Raw genomic sequence first — 15,700 nt, forward strand, 5'->3', positions numbered from 1 at the left:
GGCCCGCGTTCAGATCAGAAACTGGCGGTAGGCCTCGTTGTGGGTCTCTTCAAAATGCGCATAACCCAGTTGCTGCAAGAAGGCGTCCAGCGCCGCGCTATCGGCCAGCGGCGCCTGGATGCCGACCAACGCCGAACTGAAATCCGCGCCCTGGTTGCGGTAGTGGAACAGGCTGATGTTCCAGTTGGGCGCCATCTCTGACAGGAACTTCATCAGCGCGCCGGGACGCTCGGGGAATTCAAAGCGGAACAGCCGTTCACCGCCCGCCAGTGGCGAACGCCCGCCCACCATGTAGCGGATGTGCTGCTTCGAGACCTCGTTGTTCGTCAGATCGCTGGCGGAAAAGCCCTGTTCCTGCAACGCCGCCATGATGTCGGCCGCGTCGCCCCGGCGCGCAATCTGCATGCTGACGAAGATGTGCGCGGTGTGCGCGTCGGCAATGCGGTAGTTGAATTCGGTCACGCTGCGCTGGCCGATCACGCGGCAGAACCGGCGGAAGCTGCCGCGTTCTTCCGGTACGGTGACTGCGAAGACGGCCTCGCGCGCCTCGCCCACTTCGGCGCGGTCCGCTACGAAACGCATGCGGTCAAAATTCATGTTGGCGCCCGACGTGATGGCCACCATCGACAAGCCTTGGGCGTTTTCCCGTTCAACGTATTTCTTCAAGCCCGCCACCGCCAGCGCGCCCGCCGGTTCCAGCACGCTGCGCGTATCCAGGAACACGTCCTTGATTGCTGCGCACACGGCGTCGGTGTCCACCAGGATCACCTCATCCAGGTATTCGCGGCACAGGCGGAAGGTTTCCTCGCCCACCAGCTTCACGGCGGTGCCGTCTGAAAACAGCCCCACTTCCGCCAGGTTCACGCGTTCGCCCGCCTTCAGCGATTGCGCCATCGCGCAGGAATCTTCGGTTTGCACGCCGATCACTTTCACCGACGGGTCCACTGATTTCACATAGGCCGACACGCCAGCGGCCAGGCTGCCGCCGCCAATGGGCACGAAGATCGCGTGCAGCGGGCCGGCGTGCTGGCGCAGGATTTCCATGCCGACGGTGCCTTGGCCGGCGATGACATAGGGGTCGTCAAAGGCGGGCACGAAGGTCATTTCGTGCTGCTGCGCCAGCGTTTGCGCGTGGGCGTAGGCGTCGCTGTAGGAATCGCCCGCCTGCACCACCGTGACGGTCGGGCCGCCGTGGGCGCGCACCGCGTCCACCTTCACCTGCGGCGCGGTCTGCGGCACGACGATGATGGCGCGCACGCCCAGCTTGGCGGCGGAAATGGCCACGCCTTGGGCGTGGTTGCCAGCGGACGCGGTGATCACGCCGCGGTCCAGCGCCGCCTGCGGCGTGTTGCGCATCTTGTTGTAGGCGCCGCGCACCTTGAAGGAAAACACCGGCTGATTGTCTTCGCGCTTCAAAAACACCGTGTTGTTCAGCCTGACCGACAGGCCGCGTGCCGGGTCCAGCTCGGTTTCGCGGGCAATGTCGTAAACACGTGCGGTCAGAATCTGTCGCAGGTATTCCATGGGCGAGGCGTTGCCGTACTGGAAAGCGGTGTCGGTCGGGGAGGCTTGCATGCGGTTCTCTGCTTTAGGAAACGTGCCCGGCAGAGGCGGCCACAAAAAACCCGCCTCGTGGGGCGGGTGGCTTGTGACTATTGCGGTCGCGCGCTAACCCACCATTCTTGGAATGATGGTAATAATCAGCGAAATGCGGACGGCGCGGAAATTCATGGCGCAAAGAATGCGCTTGGCGCCGGATTTTGTCAAATCACACCAGGCGGAAACGGCGCCAAGCGTGAATCCGCGAACGCCATCCGCCATATCCCACGCATATAGCCGCGATATCCTGCTCATAAGACGGCATTTTGCAGCTATTTCCATGCGCGGCGCCCTTGTCACGGGTTTACAATGTCGCCTTCGTGGCAGTCGTACTTCCCAGATTGGCCGAGTTATCGAGCCAACAAATAAAGGGCAGGCGCCTGCCGGATTGAGCAAATCCGGGGTCCGCCCCGCCTCTGCCCATACGAACCCACTCTCGACAACATCTACCGGCGTACGCCGCTTAGCATGTTCGGGTTTGCGCCGAAAGCGCTATGCGCCGAACAGATTCAAGGATCATGTCTCTTACTCCGAAGATTATCTATACCCTCACCGATGAAGCGCCGGCGCTTGCAACCCGTTCGCTGCTGCCCATCGTCCAGGCATTCGCCAAGCCCGCAGGCATTACGGTTGAGACGCGCGACATCTCTCTGGCCGGCCGCATCATCGCGCTGTTCCCGGATTACCTGGAAGACAGCCAGAAGCTGTCCGACGCCCTGGCCGAGCTGGGCGCGCTGGCCGTCAAGCCCGAAGCCAACATCATCAAGCTGCCGAACATCAGCGCCTCGATGCCCCAACTGAAGGCGGCCATCAAGGAACTGCAAGAACAAGGCTACAAGCTGCCCGACTATCCGGACGCCCCCGCCAACGACACCGAACGCGACGTCAAGGCGCGCTACGACAAGGTCAAGGGCAGCGCCGTGAACCCGGTTCTGCGTGAAGGCAACTCCGACCGCCGCGCGCCGCTGTCGGTGAAGAATTACGCCCGCAAGCACCCGCACAAGATGGGCGCCTGGTCCGCTGATTCGAAGTCGCACGTGGCGCATATGTCCGAAGGCGATTTCTACGGCACCGAAAAGTCGGCCCTGATCGCCGATGCCGGCGACGTCAAGATCGAACTGACCGCCGCTGACGGCACGAAGACGGTCCTGAAGGAAAAGACCCCGGTCAAGGCCGGCGAGATCATCGACGCCGCCGTGCTGTCGACCGCCAAGCTGAAGTCCTTCCTGCAAGCCCAGATCGACGACGCCAAGACCACCGGCGTGCTGTTCTCGGTGCACTTGAAGGCCACGATGATGAAGGTCTCTGACCCGGTCATCTTCGGCCACGTCGTGTCCGTGTTCTACAAAGACGTGCTGGCCAAGCACGCCGCCGTGCTCAAGCAAGCCGGTTTCGACCCCAACAACGGCATTGGCGACTTGTACGCCAAAATCCAATCGCTGCCGGCTGACCAGCAAGCCGCGATCACCGCCGACATCGACGCCGCCTACAAGACCCTGCCGCAACTGGCGATGGTGAATTCCGACAAGGGCATCACCAACCTGCACGTGCCCAGCGACGTCATCGTCGACGCGTCCATGCCCGCCATGATCCGCGACTCCGGCAAGATGTGGAACGCCGAAGGCCAGCTGCAAGACACCAAGGCCGTCATTCCCGACCGCAGCTACGCCGGCGTCTACCAAGCCGTCATCGACGACTGCAAGAAGCATGGCGCCTTCAATCCGGTCACGATGGGCAGCGTGCCCAACGTGGGCCTGATGGCGCAAGCTGCCGAAGAATACGGTTCGCACAACAAGACCTTCGTCGTCCCGGCATCGGGCACCGTGCGCGTCACCGACGCCTCGGGCAAGGTTCTGCTGGAACAAGCCGTGGAAGCCGGCGACCTCTGGCGCATGTGCCAGACCAAGGACGCCGCGATCCAGGACTGGGTCAAGCTGGCCGTCAACCGCGCCCGCGCCAGCAAGACGCCCGCCGTCTTCTGGCTGGACGAAAAGCGCGCTCACGACGCCCAGATCATCGCCAAGGTCAAGCAGTACCTGAACGACCACGATACCAGCGGTCTGGACCTGCGCATTCTGGACCCGGTTGAAGCCACCAAGTTCTCGGTCAAGCGCATCCGCGAAGGCCTGGACACGATTTCGGTCACCGGCAACGTGCTGCGCGACTACCTGACCGACCTGTTCCCCATCATGGAGCTGGGCACCAGCGCCAAGATGCTGTCGATCGTTCCGCTGGTTGCCGGTGGCGGCCTGTTCGAAACGGGCGCGGGTGGTTCGGCGCCGAAGCACGTGCAACAGTTCCTGGAAGAAGGCTTCCTGCGCTGGGATTCGCTGGGCGAATTCATGGCGCTGGCTGAATCCCTGGATCACCTGGGCCGCACGTACAAGAACCCGACCGCTCAGATCCTGGCCAAGACGCTGGATCAGGCAACCGCCAAGTTCCTGGACGAAAACAAGTCGCCGGACCGCAAGGTCGGCGGCCTGGACAACCGTGGCAGCCACTTCTACCTGGCCATGTACTGGGCCCAGGCCGTGGCCGCGCAAACCGACGACCGCGCCCTGGCTGCGCAGTTCGCCGGCGCTGCGGGCGCGTTCGCCGAAAGCGAAACCAAGATCGTGGAAGAACTGAAGGCGGCCCAAGGCAAGCCGGTTGACATCGGCGGCTACTACCAGCCGAACGAAGACAAGGCCAGCCAAGCCATGCGCCCCAGCGCCACGCTGAACCAGGTGCTGGCCTCCATCGGCTAAGCGTCACCGTCTGGCGGCGTTTGCCGCCAGCACAAAAAAGCCGGCAGCCTTTCAAAGGGCCGCCGGCTTTTTTATCTGGCTTGCGAACCGGCTTGTGATCTGGCCTGCGATCCGGCTTGCGATCCAGCCTGCAATCTGGCTTGCACGCTTACTGCGCCGGTGCTTGGCTCCCGCACATCCGTTGGCGGAACGCGTTGTCGATATCCAGCCGCCACACCGCGCGCTTGTCGCCCGGCAAACGCGGCGCAACTCCGTTGATGGCGGGATAACGCCCGGCGTCATCGTCCCGGCCCCAAATCCAAAACCGTGCGCCGTCGGCGGACGCGCAAAGCCGCGCGGTCAAATCACCGTTTTGCACCAGCACGCGCTTGCCGACGATGGGGTCGAACTCGGCCGCGTCATACAGTTCCTTGCGCCAGTTGTCGCGGGTGGGAATGGCCGGGTCCAGCCAGTCATCCACAATCCAGGCAGGTTCAGACGCCTGCGTGTAGAACCCCAGATCAAACGGCAACGCATGCAGGGCGACCTGCGTATCTTGCGGCCGGATTTCACCACGCAGTTCCTTCATGGTCGGCCCGGCGCTGCCGCGCGGGTTGGATGCCGCCGCCACAATCGCCCCCAGACAGATAACCACCGCCACGCCGATTGCAATGCTTAAGGCCCGCCGCTTGCCCGCCGCCCAGACGGGCGCGATTCGTTCACTGAGCAGGAACGCCAGCGGTGGAAACACCGGCAGCACGTAGCCAATCAACTTCGATTGCGGGATGGAAAAGAACACCACCACCACCGCGATCCAGACCGCCATCAGCCGGCGCAAGCCGTGCGGATCGGCGTCACGCCAGAAGCCGCGCGTGAAAATTGCCGCCCCCCAGATCGACCACGGCAAGGCCAGGCCCACCACAATCGGCACATAGAACCAGAACGGCTGCGCGTTGTTGAAGCCACTTTGCGCAAAGCGCTCGAAGTGCTGGTAGACGAAAAAGTAATGGTAGAAGCCCGGAAACTTCATCTGCATCAACGCGAACCACGGCACGGCCACCACGGCGAACGCCAGCAATGCCGGCACCCACAGCAAGGCGCGCATGCCGCGCCAGTCGCGCCGCAGCAGCAGCCAGGCCAGCACGATGGCGCCGGGCAACGCCAGGCCGATCAGGCCCTTGGCCAGCACGGCCAAGGCCGCCAACACGCCGGTTGCCATCGACATCGCACGAAACGGGCGCCCTTCCCCGCGCCGCAAGGCGGTGTCTGCGGCGGCCAGCACGCATAGCGTGATCATGCTGGCAACCAGCATGTCCATATTCGCGAACTGCGCCGCGCCGAAGAACAAGGGCGTAAGGCCCAGGATGACGACGGCCCAGCGCGCCTGCGCCACATTGCGGTAGCGCGACACGAACGCATACAGCCCCGCGCCCGCGCCCCACGCGCCCAGCAGCGACGGCACGCGCGCACTGAATTCATGCACGCCAAACAAGGCGTAGCTGATTTGCGCCAGCCAGTAATACAAGGGCGGCTTGTGAAAATACGGCATCCCGTCCAGCAGCGGCACCATGGGCGACTGGCTGCGCAACATCTCCCAAGCCACGCCGGCATAGCGGCCTTCGTCGGGCAGGGTCAGCCAGCGCGCCCACGCCAACGCGGCCAGCCAGACGGCCAGGCCCAGCAATACCTGCCAGCCGGGAATGGACTTCTGAACCGCAATGCTACGAGAGGCCTGCGCAGTGGGGCTTAGCACGGCGCTCATGCCCGGCGCTCCTGCAACAGCAGGGCGTTGGCCGGGCGCATGAGGCCGGACAAAGGAGGTAAGCAAGACACAAAAGGCATGAAAGTCCGAAGGAAGAAACGTTCAAAAAGACACAACGTGGCACCCATTATGGAAAGGGCCGCGTTGAGTTCTCATGAAATTTCTTACAACGGTCTTAGATTTATTAAGGCGCCGGAGCCGTGCTGGCTCCCCTATTTCGGCGCCGATAAGCGGTCCAGACGCAAGCGCCCACGCTCGTCCGTCAGCCTGCGCATGGCGCCATAGGCCGCCGCCATGGCCGCCATGCCGCTTGCGCCGCACAGCAGAAACATCAGCAAAATCTGGTACTTGGCGGCGTCGATGGGGTCCATGCCGGCGATGATCTGGCCCGTCATGATGCCGGGCAAGGTGATGATGCCCGCCGCCGACATCTGGTTGACGCTGGGCACGATGCCGCGCCGGACGGATTCGCGCAGCAGGGTGGAAAACGCCTGATGCGGGGTGGCGCCTAGAGCCAACCGCGCTTCGATCGCCAGTTTTTCGCGGCGCACGCCCGACAGCACGCCGTCCAGCGCCAGACTGGCGGCGTTCAACACGCTGCCCAGCACGATGCCCACCAGCGCAATGGCGTAGCGCGGGTCGAACCAGGGGTCGGGGCGCAGCGCAGTGTTCAGAATGAACATGGCCGTGATCAAGGTGGTGGCCGCGACTGCCAGCGTGCCGACCCAGCCATTGCCATGCCCGGCCAGCCGCGCCTTGGGGCGGGCCGCCACTTCGCGCGCGGCCAGCGCCATCATCACCGCCACCACCAGCGCCGTCAGCCAGGGCGTGGCATGCGCAAACGTGGCTTGCCATCAAGCTCGACCTCGCCATGGCCGGGGTCCAGGTCCGCTACTTGGCGCAGCAGCAATGATTTGCCCGACCCGGACGGGCCGACAATCGCGCCGCACTCGCCGGCGGATAGATCCAGGCTGACGGGGGCAAGGCGCTGACTGTACACGGCGCGCAGCCGCAGGACGGGAATCTTGTCAGGGTGCATGCCCACCTCCGGAGAGGGTGCGAGGGGCTGGCCCGCACCCGGCTTGGCTTGGCCTGGCTTGGCTAACTTGGCCTGGCTTGGCCTAAAGCATATGCGCCAGGAATTCCCGGCTGCGCGCGTGTTGCGGCGCGCTGAAGAATGTGGCGGATGGGGCTTCTTCCACAATGCGGCCGTCGTCCATGAAGATGACGCGGTGCGCCACTTCGCGGGCAAAGCCCATTTCGTGGGTGACGACCAGCATGGTCATGCGTTCGTCCGCCAACTGCTTCATGGTGCGCAGCACTTCGCCCGTCAGTTCGGGGTCAAGCGCCGAGGTGGGCTCGTCGAACAGCATGATGTCGGGTTCCATCGCCAGCGCGCGGGCAATCGCCACGCGCTGCTTCTGCCCGCCAGACAGGCGCGTGGGATAGTTGTCTCGCTTGTTCAACAGGCCGACCTTGCGCAGCAATTCTTCCGCCTTGGGGATGATCTGCGCCTTCGTCATGCCCTTGACCGTGATCGGCGCTTCGATGATGTTCTGCAACACCGTCATGTGCGGGAACAGGTTGAACGACTGAAACACCATGCCCATCTTGCGGCAGATGCGGCGCACTTCGGCGTCGCTGGCGTACTGGCTGCGCCCGCCCGGAACCGCGCGCGCCATCGATTCGCCTTCGACGTCGATGCTGCCTTCGTCGATGGTCTCAAGGTGATTCAGGCAGCGCAGGAACGTGCTTTTGCCCGAGCCCGACGGACCGATCACCGCCACCACTTCGCCCTGCCCCAGGGTCAACGACACCTGGTCCAGCACGCGATTGGCGCCGAACGATTTGATGATGCCGCTGGCCTGGATCATGACGGGGCGGTCCATACCGGGTCGGTCCGTACCGGGGCGGTCCGTACCGGGTCTGTCCATACCGGGGCGATCCAAAGCGGGCCGGTCCATAGCGGGCCGGTCAGCGGCCATGTCGGCGCCTGCCTGGGGGTTACTGGTCATATTTGGCATAGCGCTTTTCCATGTGCTGGAAGAACCACGTCAGAACCAGCGTCATCAGGAGATAGAAGGCGGCGGCGACCAGGAAAGGCGTGGTCGTGAAATCACGCTGCACGATGCCGCGCGCCGTCCGCAGGATGTCGTTCAGCGCCAGTACGTAGATCAGCGACGTGTCCTTCACCAGCGTGATGGTTTCGTTGCTCATCGGCGGCAGCACGCGCTGCACCATCTGGGGCAGCACGATGCGGCGCAGCGTTTGCAGATAGGTCATGCCCAGCACCTTGCTGCCTTCGTACTGGCCGCGATCCACCGACTGAATACCCGCGCGGAAGATCTCGGCGAAATACGCCGCGTAGTTCAGCGCGAACGCCACCACGGCCGCCGGAAAATCCGGCAGCCGCACGCCAATGACCGGCACAAACGGCAGCGCAAAATAGATGAACAGCATCTGGAGCATGAGCGGCGTGCCGCGCATGAGCCAGATATAGCCGTTCACCAGACTGCTCAGCAGCGGCCACTTCGAAATGCGCGCCAGGGCCAGCACCAACCCCAAAGGCACCGCCAGGGCCAGGGTGATGAAAAACAGCGTCAAGGTCACTTTCGCGCCTTCCGCCATGGGCCCCAGCAAAGAGAGTACGTAGTCCATTCAGTGGGTTCGCGCGCCGCTTACTTGATGATGTTCGCGCCAAACCACTGGGTGGCGATGCGGCCGGCGGTGCCGTCCTGCTTCATCGAATCCAGCGTCTTGTCCAGCTTGCCCAGCAGTTCGGCATCGTCCTTGCGCACGCCGACGCCGTAGTCTTCGGTGCCGAAGTTCTCGTCCAGCACGCGGTATTCGCCAGCGCGCTTGCTGATCAGGTAACGGCCCACCACTTCGTCCACGACGATGGCGTCCAGACGGCCAGCGGCCAGATCCATCAGCGCGGTGACGTTGTCGCCGAACTTCTTCACTTCCTTGATCTGGGCGGCGACCGGGTCCTTGGCGATGGCGTCGGTGGCGCTGCTGCCATCCTGCGCGCCGACCACCTTGCCCGCCAGGTCGTTCTTGACCTTCACGGGCGACTGCGTGCCGACGATGATGATCTGGTGGTTGGCCATGTACGGCGCGGTGAAGCTGATGTTCTTCTTGCGCTCTTCGGTGATGGTCAGGCCGTTCCAGAGCACGTCGACGCGCTTGCCGTTGAGTTCGGCTTCCTTGGCGCTCCAGTCGATCGGCTTGAATTCCACTTCCATGCCCAGGCGCTTGCTGGCTTCCTTGGCCATGTCGACGTCAAAACCGACGATCTGGTTGCTTGCGTCACGGAAACCCATGGGCGGGAAGTTGTCATCCAGGCCCACGACGACCTTCTTCGGAGCTGCCGCGCCGGCGGTGGTCGCGTTGTCGCTCGGGCCGCAAGCGGTCAGCAGCGTGGTAGCGGACACGAGGAGAACAGCGGTCAGTTTTTTCATAGTTATGGGTGCGCCAGGCGCAAGAATAAGAATGCCGGAAAGGCTGGACAGGCAGCCGCGAGCCGCCATTTTAGCGTTACTGCCGGACCATGCCGGTTGCGACGGCGTGGCGGGGCGCTGCGGGGCGCACAGCATGCTAGGCTAGTCCGCTTCATTCGGGAGCCGAGCATGGAATTCAACATCAAGGACGGCGGGGGCAAGCGCATTGGCGTGGCGCAGGTGCGCACGYCTGGCAGCGTGCTGATGGAAGGGAGTTTTTCCCCGTCCCCGCATTTTGAGACCTACGCTGCGCTATTTCAGGCGCACGAAGCTGCCAGACGGGCCAACGAACCAGCGGCCGAATCGGCGGACGATCCAGAGGCCGAATTGGCGGACGAATTGGCGGACGACCCGGCGAAGGATGCCTCATCAAGGCACGATAGCCGCACGTTGCAGGACGATATCGACGGGCGCGGCTTCACCGCTGAAGGCCCCCTGCCCCTGCCCGGCAGCGCGCGTATCCACGACCTGCGCATTTCTGGCTCGGGGACGAACTTGCGCATCTGCTTCCGCTTTCCGCCGCCCGCCACGGCCAACGCCCCGGCGGACGCATGACGCCCGCCATTCGGCTCGGCCCCCTGGTATTGCCTACTGAACTTGCGCTGTTGATCGCCGCCGGGGTGGTCGGCCTGCTGGCGGCCAAGCTGTTGAATCGCGACCGCGATCGCGCCGCGCACTTGAGCACCGTCTTGTGGCGGGCGCTGATCATCGGCCTGCTGGTCGCCCGCCTGAGTTTTGTCTGGCGCTACCGCGACCACTACCTGCCCGATCCGATCAAGATGCTGGACTTGCGCGACGGCGGCTGGATTGGCTTGGCGGGGCTCGCGGCCGCGTGGGCGTATGCCGCCATCGCCGTTCTGCGGCGCCATGCACCGCGCGTGGCCTTGTTGGGTGCGTTGGCGTTGGCCAGCGCCGCGTGGCTGGGCGGCGGGCGCTGGCTGGCCCCGACGCCCCAGGCGCAACCTGAACTGGCCGCGCTGGCGGTCAACAACATGGATGGGGCGCCCGCCACGATGTCGGCCTTTCACGGCAAACCCACCGTGATCAACCTGTGGGCCAGCTGGTGCCCGCCGTGCCGGCGGGAAATGCCGGCCTTCGCGGCGGCACAGGCGGCCAATCCGGACGTCAACTTCGTGTTTCTGAATCAGGCGGAAGCCGCGCAAGACGTGGCACAGTTTCTGGACAAGCACGCGCCTGCCTTACGCAACGTGCTGATCGACCCGGCCGGCGAGGCGTCGCGCAAGTTCAGCAATCGGGGCTTGCCGGCCACTTTGTTCCTCGATGCTGAGGGCCGGTTGGTGGATTTGCGGGTGGGTGAATTGTCCACGGCGTCGCTCGCGCAGCGGCTTGAATCGATAAGGGCGGCGGATAGCGGCGACTAGGGGGGCTTCACCCTAGCGGTCTTCGCGCAAGCGGCCGCCACCCGCAGCGGCACTCACCCTGACGACACTCACCTGACGGCATTTACCCAGGCAGCGTCCATGCCCACGGCAACACCCGCCCCTGCGTCTTGCGTCCGAACAGCCGCAGACGCTGGCCGATATGCGTGGGCACATCCTCCAGCCGCGCTACCAGCACGGGGCCATCGGGCAAGGCGCGCACGGTGGCGATGACGACGAGGTCGAGGGTGTTGTCCGGGTCGCCGACTTTTGACTCGTTGTTTCCTGACTCGTCGCTTCCTGACTCGTCCCTTTTTGACTCGTCCTTTTTAGCCGGCATGACGGTCCACGCCAGCAGCTCGGCATAGTCGGCCGCCACCGGCTGCACCTGGTCATGGCCGCAAGCCGGGCACCACAGCCGCGAGGGATAGAACCGGTGCGCGCAAGCGCGGCATTGATCAATGAGCAGGCTCATGCGCCCTCCCGCGTCAGCACCGCCGCGTTCGCGCACATGCCGTAACGCACCTGGACCATGCCGTAACCGGTGACGACGCCATGGCGCACGCCGCGCAACTGGCGGTCGCCCGCCAGCCCCAACAACTGCCGGGTCACCTCGACCAGCCCGTGCATGCCGCCCGCCGTTCCCGCCTGGCCTGCTGACAACTGGCCGCCCGCGGTATTCACGGGCAGGTCGCGGGTGGCGATGCGCCGGGCGATGAAGCCGGGCAAGTCGCCCGCGCTGGCGAAGCCCAGGTCGCATAGCTGCGCCAGCGCCATCGCCGGGTAATCGTCGTACACGCTGACCACATCCATCTCGTCTGGCCCCATGCCTGCCGCCCGCCATAGCGCGGGCGCGAAGGCGGCAATGCCGGTTTCCAGGCCATCGCCTTCTTGCTGATCGTGGTTGTAGCGGGCCTCGCTTGCCACCAGCCGCACGTGGACGCCTTGCGGGCGGGCGCGCAGCACCAGGGCGCTGGCGCCACTGACCACCGGCACGCAGTCCAGCCGGCTCAAGGGCGGCGCGACGATGGGCGCGTCCAGGTATTGCGCCAGCGTCAGCGGCTGGCGATAGGCCGCGTTGGGGTTGCCGGCCGCCCACTGACGTTGCGCCACGCATAGCGCGCCGTAATCTTCGCGGCGCAGCCCCGTTGCGGCCATCTGCCGCTGCGTCAGCATGGCGAACATGGGGTTCGGCCCTTCGCAGCCCAGCGGGCTCAGGTAGTCTTGCGCGGTACGGTTGTAGCCACGGACCAGCCCGGCGAAATCCGCACCGGTGAAGTGGTCGCCCGACACCAGCACAATGGTCTCCGCCTGCCCGGCCGCAAGCGCCAGCCACGCCTGACGCAGCAGGTTGATGGCGCTGGCGCCCCCCATCTCGTCCTGCATGCACCAGTTCAGGCGCAGCCCCAGCTGCCACGCCAGGTCAATGGCGCGGTCGGGCCGCAACGTGAACGACGCCACACCCAGGCCGTCCACATGCGCGGGGCTGAGCCCGGCGCTGCGCAGGGCCTGGCCCACCGCCTGCGCCATCAAGCCGGCCGTGGAGCACGACGCATCCGGGTGGCGCAACGCGGGGGTTTCACCGACGCTGACGATGCCGGGGCCGGGGCCGGGGCCGGGGCTGACCATCACCGTCATTCCGTGTCCTGCCGGGGCGGCTCGCGCGTCAGCAGCAAGGTGATGACGGTGATGGCCGCCATGCCCACCAGGAACCACGCAACCGGCGTGGCCGATTGATATTCACGCAGCAGCGCCATGGCGATCAGCGGCGACAAGCCCCCTGCGAATACCGACGCCAGCTCATGCCCCAGCGCCAGCCCTGTGTAGCGGACTTCGGCGGGGAACAACTCTGCAAAGTAAGCAGGCTGCGTGCCGATCATGGCGGCGTGGCACACGGTGTTGCCCAGGAAGAAGGCCAGGAAAATCCACAGCGGCTCCTTCGTCTGCACCATCCAGAAGAACGGAAACGCCACCAGCACCAAGCCCACCGAGCCAATCAGATACACGGCGCGCCGCCCGATGCGGTCAGACAAATGGCCGAACCACACGAGCGTGCCCAGCTCGATGAACATCGACGCCAGCACCCCGCCCAGCATGACGTCGTTGGGAATCCCCAGGAACTTGCCATAGGCCAGCGCAAAGGCCAGAAAAATATACGAGCCGCCGTTCTCGGCCACGCGCAGCCCCATCGCCGTCAGCACCTGACGCGGATAGCGCCGGAACACTTCCACCGCCGGCATGCCGCGCTTGGCCGTCTTCTTGGCTTGCACGAACTCATCGCTTTCGGGGATGTGCTTGCGGATATACAGGCCTACGCCAAAGATCAGCACGCTCAGCAGGAACGGCAGGCGCCAGCCCCAGCTCATGAAGGAATCTTGCGGCAATTGCTGCGCCAGCATGAAGACGCCGGACGACAGCACGAAGCCGCCCGCCACGCCCAACTGGCTGAACGACGAGAAGTAGCCGCGCCGCTTGCCGCCCACGGCTTCACTGATCAGCAGCACGCCGCCGCCCCACTCCCCGCCCGCGGCCGCGCCTTGCACAATGCGCAGCACCACCATCGCCACCGGCGCCCAGAACCCAATCTGCTCGTATGTGGGCAGCAGGCCGATCAGGAAGGTCGCCACGCCCATCAGGCCCAGCGTCCATTCCAGCGCCAGCTTGCGGCCGTAGCGGTCGCCGATGTGACCGAAGATCACGCCGCCCAAGGGCCGCGCCAAAAAGCCCACGGCAAAGCCGGCAAAGGCGCCCATCGTGCCCAGCAAGGGGTCGGTGCCTTTGGGAAAGAACAGCTCGCCAAACACCAGCGCCGCCGCCGTGCCGTAGATGAAGAAGTCGTACCACTCCATCGCGTTGCCCGCGACGGAGGCCGTCACCACGCGCCGCGTGCGCTTTCTTTTTGCTTCGTCGGCGGCGGATAACGCCGCCCCCTTGTATGCCATCGTCATTGCCGCCCCTTGGATTTTTGAATGGATCAATGGCGCGTTAGCGCGCCACGCGATAGCCGGCGGCGTCCCGGTCCCAGGTGTCGCCGGTGATACCTTCTTCGCGCAAGCGAAACTTGCGAACCTTGCCGTTCTCGGTGCGCGGCAGATCGTCCAGCACGCGCAGATAGCGCGGCACGGCGAAATACGGCATGCGGGGCTGGCAGAAATCAAGCAGAGCCGCGGGCGTCAAGGTTTGCCCGGGCTTGTAGACCAGCGCGGCCATGACTTCGTCTTCGGCCAATTCAGAGCGCACGGCGTAGACCGCCACCACGGCCACCGCCGGATGCGCCAGCAGCACCTGTTCCACCTCGTACGACGAAATGTTCTCGCCGCGCCGGCGGATGGCGTCTTTCATGCGGTCCAGGAAACGGAAGTAGCCGTCGGCGTCGCGCACCACGCGGTCGCCCGTGTGGAACCACAGGTTGCGCCAGGCCTCGACCGTCTTGTCATCCATGCCGAAGTAGCCGGTGGCAACCGCAAACGGCGGCGTAGCGCGCAGCAGCAATTCACCCGGCTCGCCATCCGGCACGGGCGCGTCGTGCTCGTCAGCCACGATGGCGTCGAACTCCGGCGCCACGCGGCCCATCGTGCCCGGACGCTGCTGGGCCAAGGTGCCGCCCAGCGCGAAGTTGGTTTCGGTGGAGCCGTAGCCTTCCAGCAGCGCGATGCCCGTGCGCTCGGTGAAGGCCGCGTGAAAGCGCTCGGGCACGCCGGGCGCCAAGGCGATGCGGGTGCGATGCCGGCGTTCGGACGCGGCGGGTTCATGCGCCAGCAGCATCGGCACCATCGCGCCCAGCAGATAGGTGACGGTGGCGCCTGTAGCTTCCAGCCGGTCGAAATAGCGGCTTGCGGAAAAGCGTTCGTCGCAGATGATGGACGCCCCCGTCACCAGCGCCTGAAAGCACGCGTTCAAGGCATTGGTGTGGAACAGCGGCAAGCTCGTGTAGAGCACGTCGGCGTCGGTGATTTCAAGATTGCGCGCGGCGATCTTGCCCCACCAATAGAACTGCGCGTGCGGACAGCACACGCCTTTGGACAAGCCCGATGTGCCTGAGGTGTACAAAATGGCCAGCATGTCGCCGGGGCCGATGTCAGCCGCAGCAGGCAACGGGGCGGCGGCGGCATGCTGCGCGGGTGGCGCGGGTGGCGCGCTCGCGGGCGCGGGCAATCCCGCCACGTCGGCCACCTCGTCCAGCAGCCAGATCTGGCGCAGCGCCAACGCGTCGTGTTGCGTTGCGTGATTGTCGTCATTGCCATCCTGCATGGCGGGCATGGACGCAAGCGCCGCCAACGCGGGACAGGACGCTGCGTCGGCCACCAGCAGCACGCAGCCGCTATTGGCCAGGATGTGCCGCAGCTGCATGCCGCGCGACGCGGTGTTGATGGGCACCACCACCGCGCCCAGCCAGCCGCAACCCAGCACGATGGACAGGAATTCGTGCCGGTTGCCGGCCATGAGACCCACGCGGTCGCCCCGCATTACACCTGCCGCCGCCAAACGCGCGGCCCAGCTTGCGGCGTGGGCCGGCGCGTCATTGAAACGCAGCGCGCCACCGGGCGCTTGAACCCACAGACGATCGCCCAAGCGGGCGCCCTGCTCCACCAATAACGACGGCAATGTCAACGCATGCATGACAACGCTTCCCCAGAGGTTCGGCCGCTGCGTGGCATCGCGCGACTCTGTGGAATTAGTCTAGGAATCAACTATTTATGTGTCAAATTTATGGGTATTATTTATCTTATAAAT

Annotated in this window: 14 protein-coding genes and 1 pseudogene; 3 read left to right on the top strand and 12 right to left on the bottom strand. The window is 64.9% G+C overall.

What is annotated here, in order from left to right; genetic code table 11:
• Positions 1-9 precede the first annotated feature (9 nt).
• Positions 10-1,575 carry a threonine ammonia-lyase, biosynthetic gene (ilvA, locus tag AC1DSJ_RS29320; protein ID WP_342065605.1) on the bottom strand — a complete coding sequence of 522 codons (1,566 nt, stop codon included), beginning with the start codon at positions 1,573-1,575 and terminating at the stop codon, positions 10-12.
• Between the two features lie 93 nt (positions 1,576-1,668).
• Positions 1,669-1,881 (bottom strand): hypothetical protein, encoded by a 213-nt coding sequence (locus tag AC1DSJ_RS29325; protein WP_175168639.1) that lies wholly within the window; start codon positions 1,879-1,881, stop codon positions 1,669-1,671.
• Between the two features lie 236 nt (positions 1,882-2,117).
• On the opposite strand from AC1DSJ_RS29325, the gene AC1DSJ_RS29330 reads away from it, so the two are divergent.
• On the top strand, positions 2,118-4,346 hold the full coding sequence (locus AC1DSJ_RS29330; RefSeq protein ID WP_441372699.1) for an NADP-dependent isocitrate dehydrogenase: 2,229 nt from the start codon (positions 2,118-2,120) through the stop codon (positions 4,344-4,346).
• A 148-nt stretch (positions 4,347-4,494) separates the two neighbouring features.
• Here the strand turns inward: AC1DSJ_RS29330 and AC1DSJ_RS29335 are convergent, their stop codons facing one another.
• From AC1DSJ_RS29335 to AC1DSJ_RS29360, 6 genes and pseudogenes are all read right to left on the bottom strand, one after another.
• On the bottom strand, positions 4,495-6,087 hold the full coding sequence (locus AC1DSJ_RS29335; RefSeq protein WP_441372698.1) for an ArnT family glycosyltransferase: 1,593 nt from the start codon (positions 6,085-6,087) through the stop codon (positions 4,495-4,497).
• 212 nt (positions 6,088-6,299) lie between these two features.
• Positions 6,300-6,938, bottom strand: a pseudogene (locus AC1DSJ_RS29340) (ABC transporter permease); the annotation flags it as partial.
• Complete coding sequence (locus AC1DSJ_RS29345; protein ID WP_441372697.1) at positions 6,905-7,126, bottom strand: ATP-binding cassette domain-containing protein; 222 nt, start codon at positions 7,124-7,126, stop codon at positions 6,905-6,907. The pseudogene AC1DSJ_RS29340 and the gene AC1DSJ_RS29345, both read right to left, overlap by 34 nt.
• Before the next feature lie 82 nt (positions 7,127-7,208).
• Entirely contained in the window at positions 7,209-7,961 is a 753-nt protein-coding gene (locus tag AC1DSJ_RS29350) for an amino acid ABC transporter ATP-binding protein (protein ID WP_175169471.1), read from the bottom strand.
• A gap of 130 nt (positions 7,962-8,091) precedes the next feature.
• Entirely contained in the window at positions 8,092-8,745 is a 654-nt protein-coding gene (locus tag AC1DSJ_RS29355; protein WP_054422969.1) for an amino acid ABC transporter permease, read from the bottom strand.
• Positions 8,746-8,765: 20 nt separating this feature from the next.
• A complete protein-coding gene (locus AC1DSJ_RS29360; protein ID WP_054422967.1) occupies positions 8,766-9,548 on the bottom strand; it encodes an amino acid ABC transporter substrate-binding protein in 783 nt (260 codons plus the stop codon).
• Between the two features lie 168 nt (positions 9,549-9,716).
• Between AC1DSJ_RS29360 and AC1DSJ_RS29365 the strand changes: the two genes are divergently transcribed.
• A complete protein-coding gene (locus AC1DSJ_RS29365) occupies positions 9,717-10,142 on the top strand; it encodes a hypothetical protein (RefSeq protein WP_476760450.1) in 426 nt (141 codons plus the stop codon).
• Positions 10,139-10,969 (top strand): TlpA disulfide reductase family protein, encoded by an 831-nt coding sequence (locus AC1DSJ_RS29370; protein WP_054422963.1) that lies wholly within the window; start codon positions 10,139-10,141, stop codon positions 10,967-10,969. Before AC1DSJ_RS29365 ends, AC1DSJ_RS29370 begins: the two co-directional genes overlap by 4 nt.
• An 82-nt stretch (positions 10,970-11,051) precedes the next feature.
• On the opposite strand, the gene AC1DSJ_RS29375 is transcribed toward AC1DSJ_RS29370, so the two are convergent.
• Genes AC1DSJ_RS29375 through AC1DSJ_RS29390 form a run of 4 tightly spaced genes read right to left on the bottom strand, consistent with a single transcriptional unit; the run spans position 11,052 to position 15,586 of the window.
• Positions 11,052-11,441, bottom strand: coding sequence for a Zn-ribbon domain-containing OB-fold protein (locus tag AC1DSJ_RS29375; RefSeq protein ID WP_441372694.1), 390 nt, complete (start codon positions 11,439-11,441; stop codon positions 11,052-11,054).
• Positions 11,438-12,604: a thiolase family protein gene (locus AC1DSJ_RS29380; protein WP_441372693.1), complete on the bottom strand. Its 1,167-nt coding sequence runs from the start codon at positions 12,602-12,604 to the stop codon at positions 11,438-11,440. The genes AC1DSJ_RS29375 and AC1DSJ_RS29380 overlap by 4 nt, the downstream gene beginning before the upstream one ends.
• A complete protein-coding gene (locus AC1DSJ_RS29385) occupies positions 12,601-13,914 on the bottom strand; it encodes an MFS transporter (protein WP_342065611.1) in 1,314 nt (437 codons plus the stop codon). Before AC1DSJ_RS29385 ends, AC1DSJ_RS29380 begins: the two co-directional genes overlap by 4 nt.
• A 37-nt stretch (positions 13,915-13,951) precedes the next feature.
• On the bottom strand, positions 13,952-15,586 hold the full coding sequence (locus AC1DSJ_RS29390) for an ATP-dependent acyl-CoA ligase (RefSeq protein WP_441372692.1): 1,635 nt from the start codon (positions 15,584-15,586) through the stop codon (positions 13,952-13,954).
• Positions 15,587-15,700: the final 114 nt, after the last annotated feature.

The organism is Achromobacter sp. 01N37 (genome assembly GCF_056399725.1).

Coding starts and splice junctions, on each gene's coding strand:
- ilvA (WP_342065605.1), bottom strand. CDS start 1,575: ATGCAAGCCTCCCCGACCGACACCGCTTTCCAGTACGGCAACGCCTCG.
- AC1DSJ_RS29325 (WP_175168639.1), bottom strand. CDS start 1,881: ATGGAAATAGCTGCAAAATGCCGTCTTATGAGCAGGATATCGCGGCTA.
- AC1DSJ_RS29330 (WP_441372699.1), top strand. CDS start 2,118: ATGTCTCTTACTCCGAAGATTATCTATACCCTCACCGATGAAGCGCCG.
- AC1DSJ_RS29335 (WP_441372698.1), bottom strand. CDS start 6,087: ATGAGCGCCGTGCTAAGCCCCACTGCGCAGGCCTCTCGTAGCATTGCG.
- AC1DSJ_RS29345 (WP_441372697.1), bottom strand. CDS start 7,126: ATGCACCCTGACAAGATTCCCGTCCTGCGGCTGCGCGCCGTGTACAGT.
- AC1DSJ_RS29350 (WP_175169471.1), bottom strand. CDS start 7,961: ATGATCCAGGCCAGCGGCATCATCAAATCGTTCGGCGCCAATCGCGTG.
- AC1DSJ_RS29355 (WP_054422969.1), bottom strand. CDS start 8,745: ATGGACTACGTACTCTCTTTGCTGGGGCCCATGGCGGAAGGCGCGAAA.
- AC1DSJ_RS29360 (WP_054422967.1), bottom strand. CDS start 9,548: ATGAAAAAACTGACCGCTGTTCTCCTCGTGTCCGCTACCACGCTGCTG.
- AC1DSJ_RS29370 (WP_054422963.1), top strand. CDS start 10,139: ATGACGCCCGCCATTCGGCTCGGCCCCCTGGTATTGCCTACTGAACTT.
- AC1DSJ_RS29375 (WP_441372694.1), bottom strand. CDS start 11,441: ATGAGCCTGCTCATTGATCAATGCCGCGCTTGCGCGCACCGGTTCTAT.
- AC1DSJ_RS29380 (WP_441372693.1), bottom strand. CDS start 12,604: ATGACGGTGATGGTCAGCCCCGGCCCCGGCCCCGGCCCCGGCATCGTC.
- AC1DSJ_RS29385 (WP_342065611.1), bottom strand. CDS start 13,914: ATGACGATGGCATACAAGGGGGCGGCGTTATCCGCCGCCGACGAAGCA.
- AC1DSJ_RS29390 (WP_441372692.1), bottom strand. CDS start 15,586: ATGCATGCGTTGACATTGCCGTCGTTATTGGTGGAGCAGGGCGCCCGC.